The organism is Mesoaciditoga sp. (assembly GCF_054006115.1).
On record NZ_JBPNHS010000035.1, the window covers coordinates 1 to 16,143 of the forward strand.

Sequence of the window (16,143 nt, forward strand, 5' to 3'; positions counted from 1 at the left end):
CCTGGTTCCAACTCGAACTATGGAGATATTCCTGTTAAATCTGGAAGTGTTACTTTTTATTTCGATCCTTCTATCGCAAGTGGTTCGCCCTCAGGAGGAAGCTCAGATATTGGGATTGGTGATACCACCAAAGAAAGTATGAACTGGTACTTCGCCTCTGATTTGGACAATTGGAAGTTCGCAACAATGACTTACATTGGTAACGGTATTTTTGCGGCAACTATTACAAGGCCAGCAACCAACGACTATGCTGGCGCGTACAAATACAAGATTCTTCCCCAACCAGCGCGGAGCACAACGCCAGCAAGTTTGACACAGTACTATTTCAACGGCGGATATGGTGGATATTATTCACCAACGGATGGTACCGTAATCGCTCCTCAAGCAACAACGATTGTCGTTGATTTCAACGTTTTGAACAGTTCAGTAAGCGTTAAAGCTGTCAAGATGCAAACACTTCACCAGGTAATAAAGGCGTTTTTAGATTCCATGAATGGGATTCACGCCACACTTAACTCACCTGTTAACACATCCGATCTTTCTCAATTTGAATTCAGTGTAAACGGTCATGTTGTTCCAATATCTTCTGTCGTTGATGCGAACACGGGAATGCCTGGGGTATCAAACTACATAACGATAAACCTCGCTTCAGCCTTGAGTCCTTCAGATGTTGCAAGTCCCATGGTGCTTTCAATAAGTGGATTTGCAACTGCCACAGTTTATGCGAGGTACGCGCTTAACAACCCGGCTTTCAATTACGACGGTCAACTTGGTGCCATCTACACGCCTTATCAGACAACCTTTAAAGTATGGTCTCCTGTATCTGATCAAGTTAATCTCCTGCTTTTCAAGGGTGCAAATGACACTACACCGTACGCGACGTATGCGATGCAAAGAAATTCTCAAGGTGTGTGGTCGGTGAGCGTCATGGGAAATTTAAACGGTGTGTATTACGAATACTCATACCATCGATATGGACAATGGGTAACGGCACCTGACATATATTCAAAAGCTGCGAATGCCGATAATACAAAATCCATGGTAGTTGACCTCTCGCAGACAGATCCTTCCGGTTGGAACACGGATAGCGCACCTTTTCCGACCAACATGGTTGATGCGATCATATACGAGCTCCACGTTCAAGATTTCACAGATAATCCCAACTCCGGTGTTTCTCCACAGTACAGAGGAACTTACCTGGGCTTCACTCAAACGGGAACGACTTACAATGGAGTGCCAACGGGTTTGGATCATCTCGCACAACTCGGGGTCAATTACGTGCAACTTCTTCCAATAGAAGATTACGAAGATCCACAGAATCCGGGATACAACTGGGGATACGTGCCATATCTTTACATGGTACCCGAGTCAAAGTATTCAACAACTCCCAACGAACCAGCGAACACCATAGATGAAGTTAAGCAAATGATCATGTCACTTCACTCAATGGGAATAGGTGTTGTTTTGGACATTTCGTTCAGTCACACTTCATATGTCACAACACCGTATTCAGCTGCTGTACCGTATTATTATTACAATTATAACGAATATGGTCAGAAAACGAATTATTCGGGGGTTGGAAACGATCTGAAAACTTCAAATTACATGGTGAGAAAGTTGATCATAGACACTTTAAAATATTGGATGACTCAATATCACGTTTCGGGCTTCAGATTCGATCAGATGTATTTGTACGATCCACAAACCATTCAGGACATAGTGCAAAGTTTGACATCAATAAATTCAGAGGTACTCCTTTATGGTGAACCTTGGCCTGCCAACGGATACAAATTCACGTATTACGATCAGCGTGGTATGCATCTTGGAGTTTTCAACGGACATTTCAGAGACGCGATGATAGGTACAGCTAACAGTCCGACGGCTATGGGATTTGTAAACGGCAACGCTTGGGGTGCAAACGTGCAAAATGAGATAAAATCCGGAGTTGCGGGAAGCGTACCTTACAGTAATCTTCCAAATACGTTTGCGTCAGAGCCGGATGAAACCATTAACTACGCCACTTGTCACGATAATTACACACTCTGGGACAAAATAACAATGGCTCAGCCAACATGGAGTGCATCACAAGATATCGCTGCTCAAAAACTTGCTGGAGCGATTGTGATGCTTTCTCAAGGAGTTGCGTTCATGCAAGGCGGAGCGGAATTTGCACGAACAAAAGATGATAATGGAAACTCTTACAACGTTCAAGAACCTAACAAATTTGATTGGTCAAGGCTCACACAGTTTGCAACTGTTGATAGTTACTATCAAGGCCTGATAGCTATAAGAAAATCTCATCCGGCATTTAGAATGACGTCTTCTCAAGAGATAAGAAACAATTTGACGTTCCTTTCCGAACTCCCGGATGGAATTATAGGTTACAAAATAAATGGAAACGCTGTGGGTGATTCGTGGCATGACATAGTAGTTTACTTTAACGGCAACACGGCAGCGAAAGCGGTGACTTTACCAAGCGGGGCATGGAATATTGCCGTGAACGGTGCTGTAGCCTCGACGAATTCGATCGGCACTGTTTCTGGAAAAATTCAAATTGCTCCGTTGAGCGCGTACGTTTTTTACAAGTAAAATATTTTCAATCGATTTTTAACTTTATTTGTATCTGTATTATACTAAGCTTAGAAATTGAAAAACAAAAATAGGTCATCGAAAAATGGATAAGTATTAAAAAGCCGACGACACCTTAGGATGGTAAGTTTGTCGAATTAATTTCGTCTGGTGTTGTCGGTTTGATTATAATTATTTTTAATTTCTAATGTGCGCGAAAATATCAAATTATGCAAACCTGAGAAGTGTATAAATTTCACTAACGTTGTTTTGACTTGAAACCTGAAAGCTTATAAAATGTAGAAAAAAGTTCAGGATAATGGATACACAAAAGTTGGTAAAGACCCTGCATTGCTTTTCAACGTTAAGAAGATAGACTCTTATTGATTAGAACAAATGTGTATGTCTGCATGATTTTGGTTTTGGAAAATATTCAAATGGGATGAATAAAATGGGATGAATAAAAAGAGATTGCTTACTTTGTTATCTATATACACGCTTTCATACATGAGTATGTATGAAATGACGAAAGGGATTGTCAAAGACTCAAGATACTCTTTTTACACGAGGTTCAAGAATAAGATGATTTACACCATAAGCAAAGATATTTTCCTTGAGAATCTGAACAATCTTAAAGTTTCTCATAGAACCTTTGAATGTGATATTTACTTTCATTTGTTAACTTTGGGCCCTGGCAAAAGGTGGAGTATTCATAAAAACAAAGGAGGAACGAACATAAAATCACAAAAAGAGCAAATTGAAATTGAAAAATTTTACAAAAAAGATCTTCTTTTATCCGTGAATTTGTTGTGGCTTGTGGCAGCTGTCGTTGTTCCGATCGTTTTATATTACGTTATGTTCAAAATGGCGCTGGCCGTTGATAGGCACGTGAGTCACAAAAAGCAAATTTACACTTTTTTCTTTTCAAAAAAAGATGAAATGCCAGAAAGCGTGAAGAAAGACTTGAAATTCTTTCCAACAAACGCTTTGAGTTATTACTGGATCTTTTTAGCTTCCGGCATACTTCTTTTCGTCGTTGATTATCATTATCCAATTAGCCTGGCTAAATTTTACATTCCAACTCCCACGCTGGTAGTTTTGATAATCAACTTCTTTTTCCTGGTAATTCTTACCGATGTGATTTCAAAAAGGCTCTATGTTCACCAGGAATGGGAAAAAGAGATAGAGATGCATTTGTTGTACGAGAGAGAGAACATTTTGTTTTTCAAAAAGAGAAGCGGACTTGGTTTTATGATCTTATCGTTTTTAACCATTGGAATTTACGTGTACATATATCTTTTTCTTGTTAATAGGGAGTACGTAAATCATATCATTTACGATTACAAAAACATTCAAAAAATAATCAGACAGTGGGATAACGAAACATGATAGTGGGTGTTGGAATAGATATAGTGGATATCTCAAGAGTTACTGAAAGGCTGGCAGAAAGAATACTTTCTCCCAAAGAACATGAAATATGGACAAAAAAGGGCAACGAGTTTTTAGCTGGGCGTTTTGCCCTCAAAGAAGCTTTTTTTAAAGCTTTGGGAATTGGAATAAGAGAATACAGGTTAAGAGATGTCTCTTTTCTTCCAGACGAATTTGGAAAGCCTCACATTGAAGAAAATGAAACACTGAAAAAGATTAGAGGAAAGTATAAATTCGAAATCGTTCACGCCTCCTTGTCTCATGATAAAGGGACGGCGGTAGCGGTGATAGTACTCGAAAGGAGGGAATTTAAGTGAAGAAAAGCGTGTTTTTTGTTTTGATCGCCATCTTTTCTCTCTTTGCAATTGTGGCATTTGCAAACAGTGCAAATGATATGAAAATTTTTTACGAAGCAAGAGCATCGCAAAATGCCACTCAAATGTTTAGCCTGATTCAAATGCTGAAAAATTCAACTTCTCTTGAAAATGACGCAACATCGTTGAAAATACTGGCGGATGCGTGTGTTGAATACGGATTGTGGGGTGCCAAAGACGATGAAAAAGCGGAGTACTTTGACGATGGAATAAAGTACGCGGATATGGCTATAAAGCTCCGCCCAAAAGACGCGTACATCTATTTTGTGAAAGGTGCTGCTATAGGAAGACTCGCGCAATACAAAGGCATAATCCAAAGCCTATTCATGTTAAGAGATTTTGATCATGCGATAAATGAAGCAATAAAGTTAGACCCAAAGCTATACAGGGCTTACGTTGCTCTTGCAATGAGGTACAGGGACATACCCTGGCCGTTTGCGAATTTTGGAAAATCTGAAAGGCTTTTTTTAAAGGCTATAAACTTGGATCCACATTACGTTTACGCTTACTACGAGCTCGCTCAATTGTACTTGAAATGGGGAAAGAAAGACAAAGCGAAAGAAATTTTTATCAAAATGAGCAAGATGACACCTGAAAAGGAATTTTACGTTCAGGAATATCAAAACATACAATTCGCAAAAAAATGGCTTGAAGAGAACCATTGATCTCTTCAAGCCAAGTAATCGTCTATTATCGTTTATCCCAATATTTCTTGAATAGTTTCCTCCAAAACGTCAAGCCCTTCGTTTAACTGTTCATCCGTTATAACTAACGTGTTCAAGAACCTTATAACGTTGTGATAAACTCCAGCTCTAATGAAGATAGCGCCTTTCCTTAGAGCCCTTTGAAGTATTTCAGAAACTATTTCCTCATTTGGCTCTTTTGTTTTTCTATCTTTAACGAATTCGTATCCAACCATGGCGCCAAGTCCGCGTACGTCGCCTATCACATCGTACTTTTCCTGAAGTTTCTTTCCTCTTTCCATGATTATCTTTCCAATGTGTTCTGCCCTTTCGAACAAATTGCTTTCCTCTATGAAATCCAAAACCGCATTTCCGGCAGCGCAAGCCACAGGATTACCTATGAACGTTCCACCTATCGATGAATCATCTGGAGAATCCATTATTTCGGCTTTTCCAACTACACCTGAAAGTGGTAAACCACCCGCAATGGATTTTGCAAATGTTATCAAATCAGGTTCAATTCCGAAGTGTTCTATGGCGAACATTTTACCCGTTCTACCAATACCAGCTTGAATTTCGTCATCTATGAGGAGTATGCCTTTTTCATCGCAAAGTTCTCTCAATTTCTTCATGTATTTAGCGCGCGGAACGTTAAACCCTCCTTCGCCTTGAAGCGGCTCTATCACTATAGCGCCAACATCATCTACGGAAACCTGGTAATCAAAAGCTTTTTCAAGAGCCGTGAAGCACTCCAAATTGCAGCTATCTGGCTCTTTGTAGAAAGGACATCTGTAGCAATTTGGATAAGGTACCCTGTAAACGTCAGATGCAAAAGGAGCGAATTTTGATTTGTAAGGTTCCGGCTTTGAAGTCATCGTCATCGTCAGCATAGTTCTGCCATGGAATGCACCTTCATAAACAATGATGGCTTTCTTTCCAGTATAGGCTTTTGCAATCTTAACGGCATTTTCTACAGCTTCCGCACCGGAATTGAAGAAAACGGTCTTCTTTGGGCTATCTCCCGGTGCGAGTTTGTTGATTCTTTCGGCAAGAGTTATCAAGCTTTCGTAAGGAAAAACGGAAAAATCCGTGTGAGTGAATTTTTCGACTTGTGCCTTTACCGCTTCGATAACCTTATCGTTTGCGTGTCCAACGTTTAAAACTCCCAATCCTCCAGAAAAGTCGATAAACGTGTTACCGTCGATATCCGTTACCAGCGCACCTTTAGCGTGATCGATGATCGCCGGTACGTACACGGATAGTGGTTTGGCAACATTCGCATCAAGTTTCTCCAGCCATTCTTTCGATTTAGGACCTGGTAAATCCGTTTTGATGTTTATGAATTTTCTCACTGACGCTCCCTCCCTTTTCGTTAGCACTTATTTGGAGTATATCATAAGGTGTGAAGAACTAAAAAACTACGAATTGAGTAAGGAAAGGAGCTCCTTGTATTTTTTCTTAGTGGCTATCAATTTTTTCAAAAAAGGTAGCCCGATCGTGAATATCTTGCTTGGAGAACTGTAAACTGAAATGTAAGATCTCACAAATATCTTTCTCATCTCCTCTGGAGTGAAAACCGGATGTTTGAAAACCAGATGCGTTAAATCGTATTTGGAATAATCCTTTGTCAGCAATTTAGATTCCAATTTTCTGTAAAGTCTCGTTCCCGGAAGAGGAGTCAAAACGGAAAATTCGGTAACTTTTGATTTCAGACTTTTCGCAAATTTAACGGTTTTCTTTATGCTTTCTTTCGTATCGCTTAAGGCACCCAATATGAAACTTGCAAAGACATCTATATTGTACTTTTTAAGTATTCTTACAGCTTCGTAAGACATCTCAACGCTCTCTTTTTTGTTGTACTCCTGCAAAACTTCATCGCTTGCGCTTTCAAAGCCTATAAACAGCATTTTGCATCCAGCTTTTGCTATGGCCTCTACCATATCCTCATGACCAACTATCTCATCTGTTCTTGAAAATGCAAAGCAGTTTACATTTAGCCCTTCTTTCAAGATCTTCTCGGAAAGTTCTATAACCCTTTTGGCATCGACGGTAAAATTATCGTCAAAAAAAACGAAGAATTCGAAGCCGTACTTGTTAACAAGTATTTTCATCTCTTCCACAACGTTGTCTGAACTTCTCTTTCTCCATCTTCTCCCCATAAGCTGAGAAACAGAGCAAAACTCGCAATCAAAAGGGCATCCTCTCGAAGAAACTATGCTCATAGATCTCTTCCCGTAAGACCTCCAATTTAGCTTATCAAGCGAAAGTTCATCCCAGTCGGGGAATGGTACAGCGTCTAAATCCGAAATGAATTTGATAGGCGAAAGGCGAATCTTTCCATCTTTTTTTATGTATCCTACACCGTCTATTTCCGGTTCTTTTTCTCCGGCTTCCAAGGCGTTCACCAAATTCACAAAACTCTCCTCGCCTTCGCCTAAAACCACGTAATCCGCGAGTCCTTCTTTTAAGATGTTCACAGGCTCAACGCTTGGATGAGGCCCACCCATTACAACGGTCATGCCTCTTGCTTTTAACTCTTGAGCTATCTTTTTTGCCCATGGGAAACGCACAGTGTCGCATGAAATGCCTATTAAATCGTAATCTTCATAAGGAAAAGTGTGAATGTGGGAAATGTTGTCGCCGACGTTCATGTCAAATATTTTCACATCGTGTCCAGATTTTTTCAAAGTGGAGCTTAAGTATCCAAGTCCGAGGGGTGGGAAAGTCAGACCGAATCTGTAGTAATAACTCGGATTTATTGGATTTACAAGTAAAATTTTCATTTTGAACACCCCTTTCATTTTTAGCATATGCGCATAACATTTTTATTTTATCACCATTGTTATCTTATTTTTTAAAGATTTTATGTATTTAAATTTAAGCGAATCAAATGATCAATTGTTTTTTTCAAGAAAAGCTTAAAAGCAACGTGTTGTGAGTTTCAATGGTGGCTTTTTAAACGGATAACGGTGGTATAATTAAAAAGATCTAAATTTTACAAAGGGGATAAAGCATGTTTCAAGATGAACTACCGGACGTCCAGAATGAAAAAGATGATCGCCACGTTTACATAGACAAAGTAGGTGTAAGCAATATAGTTTATCCAATTGTTGTGCTTGATAGGGCCAACAAAGTACAGCATACAGTTGGGAATATAAACATGTTCGTCGATCTACCGGAGAATTTTCGTGGCACGCACATGAGCAGATTTGTTGAAGTTTTAAACGTCCACCGCGGAAAGATGACTATAAGGAATATGGAGAACATCCTTGAAGACATGAGAACTCATCTTAACGCCAAAGTTGCGCACATAGAGGTGGAATTTGATTACTTCGTGCTGAAAAAATCTCCCGTTTCAGAAATAGAAAGTTACACGCCCTACAAAGCGAAGTTCATGGCTAAAAAGGGAAAAAATTTTGACTTTGTCTTGGAAGTAAAAGTTCCAATTCAAACGTTGTGTCCTTGTTCAAAAGAAATAAGTGATAGAGGCGCGCACAATCAGCGTGCTATTGCCGATGTTGCCGTACGTATGAAAAAATTGGTATGGATAGAAGAGATTATCGAAGCCGCAGAAAAAGCTTCATCTTCTCCGCTGTACACCCTCTTGAAAAGGGAAGATGAAAAGTACGTTACCGAACACGCCTATGATAATCCAAAATTCGTTGAAGATGTTGCAAGAGATATAGCAGTTCAACTTGAAGCAGATGAAAGAATATCCTGGTACACGATAAAGGTTACAAGTTTTGAATCGATACATCCACACAATGCTTACGCGTGCCTATCAAAGAAAAAAGGGTGATTGTTAATGAAAGAAGCCTTATTTTTTGAAGAGCTTGAGGAAGACAAAGTAAGGTGTGAGCTTTGCCCTCACCATTGCGTCTTAAAATCTGGAGAGATCGGAGCATGCAAAGTCAGAAAAAACGTGAAGGGCGTTCTTTACTCACTGAATTACGGAATGGTTTCATCCGCGGCAATGGATCCGATAGAGAAAAAGCCCCTCTTTCATTTTCATCCCGGTGAAGAGATCTTTTCGGTGGGAAGTTGGGGGTGCAACATGCGTTGTCCTTTCTGTCAAAATTGGGAAATCTCCCAGCAAAAACCGCGGGTTAGATCCTTCTCTCCACAACAGCTTGTCTCCATAGCCCAAGGTAACGGCTCATTTGGAATAGCTTACACGTACTCTGAACCAGCAATGTGGTTTGAATACGTTTTGGATTGCGCCAGAGCTGCCCTTAAAGAGGGTCTTGCCAATGTGATAGTGACAAATGGTTTTTTGGAAGAACAACCTTTTAAGCTCTTAACGCAGTATTTTTCTGCCATGAATATAGATTTAAAATCTTTCAACCCTGATTATTACCGGAAAGTGCTTGGCGGAGAAAGAGACGTGGTTATGGAAAATATACGAACCGCTTACGAAGCCGGCGTTCACGTGGAAGTTACAAACTTGATCGTTCCTGGCGATAACGATTCTGCAAAGGAAATGGAAGAGCTCACGACGTGGCTTGCAAGCGTAAGCCGCTCTATACCACTTCACATTTCAAGGTACTATCCAAATTACAAATACGATCTTCCTCCAACAGATCTAGACAAAATGGAGGAACTTTACCAAGTGGCGAAAGAACATCTCGATTACGTTTACGTGGGGAACGTTCCTGGTATGCATGAAGATACCGTATGCCCTGAATGTGGGCAAACCGTTATCAAAAGAGATGGGTACAACGTGGAAATAGTTGGCCTGGATGAAAATGGTAAGTGTACCAATTGTGGACATAAAATAGCGGTAAGGTAAAGTGTACATGGCTAAAATAAGAGTATTCGTTTTAAGCATTTTTACACTGGCAGCGGTAGGAGTAGTGTTATTTGTGGTGATCTCAAAGAGACCACCGCAATATTATGTAAGGCGAGGTATAGCGTTCGGTACAAATGTCCAAATAGCTTATGCGACAAAAAAAGGCAACGCAAAGGTTGTCGTTGATGCCATGTTCGATGAACTTGAGAAATTAAACGAAATATTCAACCCCTATGTTGAAAGTAGTGAACTATACAAACTAAACCATTCGAATGGAAAGTGGAGAGAGGTAAGCCCACGCCTGTTGAACGTGATAAAGTATTCATTGAAATTTGCAAAGTACACTGATGATGCCTTTGATCCGGCTTTAGGAAGAGTTGTGGTTCTGTGGGGCTTCAACACGGATGATCCAGAAAAGTGGCGCCTTCCATCTCAAAAAGAGATTTCAAATGCCCTGAAGCACAGTGGCTATAAAAACGTGGAAATAGATGGAAATAAGGTAAGACTTCTCAACGGCGCGTGGATAGATCTTGGAGCTATAGCCAAGGGATACGCTGTAGATGTTTTGCTGAAAATGGCAAAACTCAACGATCCTGAATCTACAGGATATGTGGACATTGGAGGAGACATAGGAATAATAGGTCCAAAATATGGAAACAAACCATGGAAGATAGGTGTAAGAAACCCCCGAGGAAATATGAATGACTCCATAGCATATGTTTACCTTTACAAAGGCACGATAGCTACTTCTGGAGATTACGAACGATTTATAATCAGAAATGGCAAGAGGTACTATCATATATTCAATCCAAAAACTGGGTATTCCCCTGACAATTTTGAAGCCATAACCACAATATCAACGTCTGGCATCCTTTCAGACGCATTTGGCACCGCGGCAATGGTCGGCGGATTTGACAAGACAAAAAAGTGGGCAAAAGATTTTGGTACGGCTTATCTGATCGTCAACGAAAAAGGAAAGGTAATAAAAAGCGATCTTTGGAAAGATTATGAAGAACCATAATGTGGTAACAAAAAGGGATATTTTGATCTTACTCGTGATCTTCGTTGGCCTAATAGGGTGGGCGTCGATGGCAAACCATTCGAAAAAAGCCGCAAAAGCGGTCATAATTGTCCATTCTAAAGTGTACAAGGTTGTGAATTTAAACGAAGACAAAACTTTTAAGATAAATTGGAAAGGCAAATATTTGATGACGGTCCAGATAAAAAACGGCGCGATAAGAGCAAAGGATTCAACGTGTAAAAACAAGATATGTGTGCATACTGGATGGATTTCAAAAGATGGTCAATCCATAGTTTGTGTTCCAAACCACATAATAATTTACACGGAAGGGGCAAAGCCAGCATCGTGCGATCTGATGACAACTCAATGAGTATAAGCAAAAAAGTATCCATCTACGGTATGCTCGTGGCGATAGGGAGCGCAATATACGTATTGGAAAATTTCATACCTTTTCCCTTACCATTGCCTGGCGCACGGTGGGGTTTTTCAAACGTTGTAATAGTTTACGCCTTACCGTTTACAAATATTGAATGGCTTTTGGCATTGGTGATGGGAAAAGCTTTAATAGGTGCTATCATTAGCGGAAAAATCTTCACTCCCGCTTTTTTTATGGGTATTTCGGGGTCCACAATGGCCGCATTGACGATGTTTCTCTCTTATAAGGCTTTTAGAAAAGCAGGAATGATATTTCACAGCGTTTTAGGTGCGTTGAGTAACAACGTGGTGCAAGTTTTAATAGGAGCACAGATCGTGTCAAGCTGGATGATATTCGGTTATTTACCCTATATGGAGATATTGGGAGTCATTTCTGGGAGTGCAAACGGTATTGTGGCTGGAATAATGCTTAAAAGAATGAAGGTGATGCGATGATAATTCTAGCCTCTTCGTCACCACGAAGAAGAAAACTCATGAAAGAGATCTTTGGAGAGGTGAAAATTGTTCATCCAAAGGTAAATGAGGATAGACTTTCAAACGAAAGTCCACGAGAAATGGTTAAAAGGCTCGCAACATTAAAAGCTTATTCTGTAAAAAGCTCATCCATCGTCGTTGCGGCTGATACGGTTGTCGAATTGGAAGGAAAGATCTTCGGTAAACCTTCTAACGTGGAAGAGGCAAAAGAAATGCTACGAAATCTCTCCGGAAAGTGGCACACAGTGCATACAGGTGTGTGCGTAAGAAAAGGAGATAAAGAGATATCTTTTGTAAGCTCGACACGTGTTAAATTTTACGATTTGGACGAAGAAACGATAGATATGTACGTTAGAACAGGTTTTCCATTGGATAAGGCGGGAGCTTACGGAATTCAAGAAGAGCTGGGAATGATCCTTGTTGAGAAAATAGAAGGAGACTTTTTTACAGTTGTTGGTCTCCCAATTTCGAGGGTATGGTGGGAAATAAAGAAGCTAAACGTTGAATAGAATAAAAGATTCGGAAAACTAACATATATGCAAAATGTAGATTGAAAAAGCATAATTTTGATGGTGGAATCATATAGTTATTGAGAAACATTCTCAATAAGGAGATGAGGTTATGATCGTTACACTTAGAGACTGCCCGGAAAACACCAAATGTGAATTGATAGATTCGGATATTCCTGATTCGTTAAAAAGCCGCCTTATGGGGTTGGGATGGCTGCCAGGAAAGACGATCCAAGTTGTAAGGCGTGCACCCATGGGAGATCCAACGATATTCATGGTGGACTCAACCAAAATTTTCCTTCGTGAAGAAGAATCCAGGATGATAAAGGTTAAACCCATTTATCCTGCTCCTCTTGCCGTGGCTGGAAGAGGAATTTACAAGATTACCGGCTTTTTAGCGGGAGGCCCCCGTTTTGTAGAGCGCGCGAGAAGTAGTGGGTTATTCGTTGGTGGAATTATAGAAGTTATTTCTAATCCTTTAAAGGGTAAAATGATGATCGCCACAAAAAATGGTGAAGTGGCAATAGGCAGAGGTTTTTCTGAAAAAGTTTTCGTGGAGCCGATAAAAAGATGAAAAAGATAAAAGTTGCGCTCGTTGGAAATCCAAATGTTGGGAAAACAGCACTTTTCAACGCCCTTACAGGATCGCATCAATATGTGGCAAATTGGCCTGGTGTTACGGTTGAAAAAAAGATGGGAAAGTTCACATGGAAAGATTATGAAATCGATGTCATAGATTTGCCTGGCATATACACGCTTCGAGCTCGGTCAATAGACGAAAAAGTTTCAAGGGATTATCTTATCCAAGAGCGGCCCGACGTCGTTTTCAACGTGGTAGATGCCACGAATTTGAACAGAAATCTTTATCTCACCATTCAACTGTCGGAAATGAGTTTGAAAACCGTTCTCATTTTAAATCAAATGGATCAAGTCAAAAACATGAACATAAAGATAAACACATCTGAGCTCGAAAAACGTCTTGGAATAAAAGTTATAGAGACTGTTGCCACCAAAGGCGTAAATATAGACGAAATAATGAAAGCTGCACTTGAAGCTTCTCCAGCGGTAAAATATGAAATATATCCTACTCAATTTGAAGAACTGTTCAAGAAAATGGAAACTTTGTCCAAGGATATTTTGAAAAATAAAAGCGTTCCTTTGCGATGGCTAGCGGTATCTTTCAGCGAGGGCGATGAACTGGCAAGAAAAATCCTTGAAGATAACAATCTTTTGGAAGAAGCCGAAAAGCTCCTGTCAGAAAACGAATATCAAAACGCTTCCCTCGTTATAGCCCGTTCTAGGTACAATTTCATATCTTCCATTTTAAAACAAGTTGAAGTTAGGCCAAAAGAATCCTGGACGATAAGCGACGCCCTTGATCACGTTTTCACTCATAAAATTCTCGGCATACCGATATTCATATCGATCTTATGGATGATGTTCCAATTCGCGTTTTCCGCTTCTACACCACTGAGCGATCTCATTGATTTGGGTTTTCAGGCGCTTGCAAATTACGCCCACGCAATTCACGGCTGGGTTGGTTCGCTTATAGGAGATGGAATAATATCTGGTGTGGGCTCGGTACTTGTCTTCGTCCCTCTTATATTCTTCATGTTCTTTGCGATGGGCGTTTTGGAAGACACCGGATACATGTCAAGAGCCGCGTTTTTAATAGATCGACTGATGCACAAGTTCAAATTGAGCGGGAAAGCGTTCATTCCAATGATACTTGGGTTTGGCTGTAACGCATCGGCGATAATGACCACAAGAACGATAGAAAGCGAAAAAGAAAGGCTGATTTCGATCCTCATAAATCCCTTTATAAGTTGTAGCGCGCGTCTTGTGGTGTACGCCGTGATAGCCGGGGCTTTCTTTGGGAAGTTTGCAGGCCTCGCCATCTTTTCCATTTACATGGTGAGTATAGCCTTTGCGCTTACGATGGCAGTCGTCTTCAGTTTCTTGCTTAAAAGCAAAGAATCCTCCCCTTTAACCATGGAATTGCCACGATACCAACTTCCAACGGGAAGGGGATTGTGGATATACATGTGGTCGAGAGGAAAACATTTCTTGAAAAAAGCTGGAGGCATAATCTTGGGTGCGACCGTGACGGTTTGGTTTTTGTCCAACATGCCGTGGGGGGCAAATATACAAAATTCCTGGGCTGCGGACATCGGAAAGGCGCTGGCACCGATATTCGTCCCTTTACATTTCGATTGGCACATAACCCTAGCGTTACTTTTTGGAGGAATAGCAAAAGAGGTAACTGTTACCACGCTTGGCACCTTTGCTGGTGGAAATCTTACGGCATTTCTCAAAACGGTGCTTGATCCCATAAACGCGTACGCCTTAATGCTTTTCGTTCTCATATACATTCCATGTGTTGCAACGCAGGCTGTTATGCGTATGGAAACGGGAAGCTATAAATGGCCGATATTATCCGTGCTTTGGAGTTTGTCAAGCGCGTATGTTATAGCCTTGCTCTTTGAAACGATAGGACATCTGGTGGTGATGATATGAACGCTATAACGATAATTATGTCGGTGGGATACGCAGGGTTGGGAATTGATTTACTTGTAAGCTCCAATTACATGGATTCATTCGTTGCTTTCACCGTTGCCGCTGTATTCGCTTTTGGATTGTTAGACGTTTTTTCTGCCAAAAAAAGAGGCGCAGCTCATGTTCTCACTGGTGGAATATTAAGCATGATATTCAGTTCTTATTTTGTGATAGAATACTTCGCAAATGATTTTGATTTTCTCATAAATAGCGGAAAGTGGACATGGAGCGGTATTACAAGCTTGATAGGTGCGGTCATCCTCGGAATTGGAGGGATATTTTCATATTACCTTTCCAAAAAAACATTTAAAAGTGTTAAAATAAAAACGGGGAGATGATCTACATGAGAATTGACGCCGTTAACGTTCAACCGGTGAACTACGTTACCTTTCCTGCAAATGTTTCTCCGGTAAAAAGTGTTACCCATGCGCCGAGAAGTGGCATTAGACCACAAGACTTGAACAATCTTTTAAGAAGCATGGTAAATTCGAAAACCGCTATGGCCATGAAATTGGCTTCGATAGCGTATAACGAAAAAGGTCAAATTAAAAGTACTTTAACTCAAACATTGCCAGAGTTGTTTGTCGGAAATAATATTGATGCAAGGGCTTGACGAAAAGACTTTAAAATGGTAGAATTTTAGCGGTTTTGGCGACGTAGCCAAGGGGTCAAAGGCGAGGGTCTGCAAAATCCTTATTCGTGGGTTCAAATCCCACCGTCGCCTCCAGGAATATACCTCGATTCAGGTTTTTGCCGATACGAAGAAGTCTCCTTGTAAAGGAGGCTTTTTTGTTTTTAATCGTTTGAAGCTCTTTTTCACCACGTGCGTGGGCTGTGGCGAAGGCGAGCCGAGCGAAAAGCTCGCTTTAAGCCGTTGCGAGACAAGCCAGTGAGCACGCTGCGTGGTGAAAGAATGAGAGGCGAAGTGTTCGCGAGCTGGATTTGCGAAAGATGCGTCTCTTTTTCTTGAGCAGAATTGTGCGAGCGATGCACGGAGCGTACCTCTGATTTGATTGAAAGGCGTGAAAAGTCTACATGTACTTTTGTAGTCTTTCACGCCGGATCTATTACTGGTTAATCTCTAACAGTTATAACCCCTTGGAAATAAGAAAAGCGTTTCTTTGTGGAAAACTTCTTTTTCTCATTCATCTTGACTTTCACAATGAAACGCGTTCCAACAAAAAAGGCGCCATCTCTGGCGCCAATCATTCATATAATTTCTTCGCTTTTGTATGTAAAAGGGTAAATGCCCCTTTAGTCTGTGGAAAGTTCGTTCCCCTCCAGAAATGGTCTCTCAATTTCATCT

Annotated in this window: 16 protein-coding genes and 1 tRNA gene; 15 read left to right on the top strand and 2 right to left on the bottom strand. The window is 40.6% G+C overall.

Annotation, left to right across the window (positions count from 1 at the left end; all coding sequences use genetic code 11):
• The 4 genes from pulA to ACXJIN_RS06895 all read left to right on the top strand — a co-directional run.
• On the top strand, positions 1–2,589 hold a 2,589-nt coding region (gene pulA, locus ACXJIN_RS06880), incomplete at its 5' end, for a type I pullulanase (RefSeq protein WP_456400756.1).
• A 561-nt stretch (positions 2,590–3,150) separates the two neighbouring features.
• Positions 3,151–3,957 (top strand): hypothetical protein, encoded by an 807-nt coding sequence (locus ACXJIN_RS06885; protein WP_456400758.1) that lies wholly within the window; start codon positions 3,151–3,153, stop codon positions 3,955–3,957.
• On the top strand, positions 3,954–4,313 hold the full coding sequence (gene acpS, locus ACXJIN_RS06890; protein ID WP_456400760.1) for a holo-ACP synthase: 360 nt from the start codon (positions 3,954–3,956) through the stop codon (positions 4,311–4,313). Before ACXJIN_RS06885 ends, acpS begins: the two co-directional genes overlap by 4 nt.
• Positions 4,310–5,035: a tetratricopeptide repeat protein gene (locus tag ACXJIN_RS06895; protein WP_456400762.1), complete on the top strand. Its 726-nt coding sequence runs from the start codon at positions 4,310–4,312 to the stop codon at positions 5,033–5,035. The genes acpS and ACXJIN_RS06895 overlap by 4 nt, the downstream gene beginning before the upstream one ends.
• A 32-nt stretch (positions 5,036–5,067) precedes the next feature.
• Here the strand turns inward: ACXJIN_RS06895 and gabT are convergent, their stop codons facing one another.
• Entirely contained in the window at positions 5,068–6,405 is a 1,338-nt protein-coding gene (gabT, locus tag ACXJIN_RS06900) for a 4-aminobutyrate--2-oxoglutarate transaminase (protein ID WP_456400764.1), read from the bottom strand.
• A gap of 66 nt (positions 6,406–6,471) precedes the next feature.
• The gene (locus ACXJIN_RS06905; RefSeq protein WP_456400766.1) at positions 6,472–7,836 is read right to left on the bottom strand and encodes a B12-binding domain-containing radical SAM protein; all 1,365 of its coding nucleotides are present in this window, start codon (positions 7,834–7,836) and stop codon (positions 6,472–6,474) included.
• 230 nt (positions 7,837–8,066) lie between these two features.
• Between ACXJIN_RS06905 and folE2 the strand changes: the two genes are divergently transcribed.
• From folE2 to ACXJIN_RS06960, 11 genes are all read left to right on the top strand, one after another.
• On the top strand, positions 8,067–8,852 hold the full coding sequence (gene folE2, locus ACXJIN_RS06910; protein WP_456400768.1) for a GTP cyclohydrolase FolE2: 786 nt from the start codon (positions 8,067–8,069) through the stop codon (positions 8,850–8,852).
• A 6-nt stretch (positions 8,853–8,858) separates the two neighbouring features.
• Positions 8,859–9,842 (top strand): AmmeMemoRadiSam system radical SAM enzyme, encoded by a 984-nt coding sequence (amrS, locus tag ACXJIN_RS06915; RefSeq protein ID WP_456400770.1) that lies wholly within the window; start codon positions 8,859–8,861, stop codon positions 9,840–9,842.
• A 7-nt stretch (positions 9,843–9,849) separates the two neighbouring features.
• Complete coding sequence (locus ACXJIN_RS06920; protein ID WP_456400772.1) at positions 9,850–10,863, top strand: FAD:protein FMN transferase; 1,014 nt, start codon at positions 9,850–9,852, stop codon at positions 10,861–10,863.
• On the top strand, positions 10,850–11,233 hold the full coding sequence (locus ACXJIN_RS06925; RefSeq protein ID WP_456400774.1) for a NusG domain II-containing protein: 384 nt from the start codon (positions 10,850–10,852) through the stop codon (positions 11,231–11,233). The genes ACXJIN_RS06920 and ACXJIN_RS06925 overlap by 14 nt, the downstream gene beginning before the upstream one ends.
• A complete protein-coding gene (locus tag ACXJIN_RS06930) occupies positions 11,230–11,733 on the top strand; it encodes a Gx transporter family protein (protein ID WP_456400776.1) in 504 nt (167 codons plus the stop codon). The genes ACXJIN_RS06925 and ACXJIN_RS06930 overlap by 4 nt, the downstream gene beginning before the upstream one ends.
• A complete protein-coding gene (locus tag ACXJIN_RS06935) occupies positions 11,730–12,281 on the top strand; it encodes a Maf family protein (protein ID WP_456400778.1) in 552 nt (183 codons plus the stop codon). The genes ACXJIN_RS06930 and ACXJIN_RS06935 overlap by 4 nt, the downstream gene beginning before the upstream one ends.
• A gap of 112 nt (positions 12,282–12,393) precedes the next feature.
• On the top strand, positions 12,394–12,855 hold the full coding sequence (locus ACXJIN_RS06940; RefSeq protein ID WP_456400780.1) for a FeoA domain-containing protein: 462 nt from the start codon (positions 12,394–12,396) through the stop codon (positions 12,853–12,855).
• A complete protein-coding gene (feoB, locus tag ACXJIN_RS06945) occupies positions 12,852–14,798 on the top strand; it encodes a ferrous iron transport protein B (protein ID WP_456400782.1) in 1,947 nt (648 codons plus the stop codon). The genes ACXJIN_RS06940 and feoB overlap by 4 nt, the downstream gene beginning before the upstream one ends.
• Positions 14,795–15,175: a hypothetical protein gene (locus tag ACXJIN_RS06950; RefSeq protein WP_456400784.1), complete on the top strand. Its 381-nt coding sequence runs from the start codon at positions 14,795–14,797 to the stop codon at positions 15,173–15,175. The genes feoB and ACXJIN_RS06950 overlap by 4 nt, the downstream gene beginning before the upstream one ends.
• A gap of 5 nt (positions 15,176–15,180) precedes the next feature.
• Positions 15,181–15,450, top strand: a complete 270-nt coding sequence (locus ACXJIN_RS06955) for a hypothetical protein (protein ID WP_456400786.1) — start codon at positions 15,181–15,183, stop codon at positions 15,448–15,450.
• A 37-nt stretch (positions 15,451–15,487) separates the two neighbouring features.
• A tRNA-Cys gene (locus ACXJIN_RS06960) sits at positions 15,488–15,564 on the top strand.
• Positions 15,565–16,143 lie beyond the last annotated feature (579 nt).

Coding starts and splice junctions, on each gene's coding strand:
- ACXJIN_RS06940 (WP_456400780.1), top strand. CDS start 12,394: ATGATCGTTACACTTAGAGACTGCCCGGAAAACACCAAATGTGAATTG.
- ACXJIN_RS06955 (WP_456400786.1), top strand. CDS start 15,181: ATGAGAATTGACGCCGTTAACGTTCAACCGGTGAACTACGTTACCTTT.
- ACXJIN_RS06950 (WP_456400784.1), top strand. CDS start 14,795: ATGAACGCTATAACGATAATTATGTCGGTGGGATACGCAGGGTTGGGA.
- amrS (WP_456400770.1), top strand. CDS start 8,859: ATGAAAGAAGCCTTATTTTTTGAAGAGCTTGAGGAAGACAAAGTAAGG.
- ACXJIN_RS06920 (WP_456400772.1), top strand. CDS start 9,850: ATGGCTAAAATAAGAGTATTCGTTTTAAGCATTTTTACACTGGCAGCG.
- folE2 (WP_456400768.1), top strand. CDS start 8,067: ATGTTTCAAGATGAACTACCGGACGTCCAGAATGAAAAAGATGATCGC.
- ACXJIN_RS06930 (WP_456400776.1), top strand. CDS start 11,230: ATGAGTATAAGCAAAAAAGTATCCATCTACGGTATGCTCGTGGCGATA.
- ACXJIN_RS06885 (WP_456400758.1), top strand. CDS start 3,151: ATGATTTACACCATAAGCAAAGATATTTTCCTTGAGAATCTGAACAAT.
- ACXJIN_RS06905 (WP_456400766.1), bottom strand. CDS start 7,836: ATGAAAATTTTACTTGTAAATCCAATAAATCCGAGTTATTACTACAGA.
- ACXJIN_RS06935 (WP_456400778.1), top strand. CDS start 11,730: ATGATAATTCTAGCCTCTTCGTCACCACGAAGAAGAAAACTCATGAAA.
- acpS (WP_456400760.1), top strand. CDS start 3,954: ATGATAGTGGGTGTTGGAATAGATATAGTGGATATCTCAAGAGTTACT.
- feoB (WP_456400782.1), top strand. CDS start 12,852: ATGAAAAAGATAAAAGTTGCGCTCGTTGGAAATCCAAATGTTGGGAAA.
- ACXJIN_RS06925 (WP_456400774.1), top strand. CDS start 10,850: ATGAAGAACCATAATGTGGTAACAAAAAGGGATATTTTGATCTTACTC.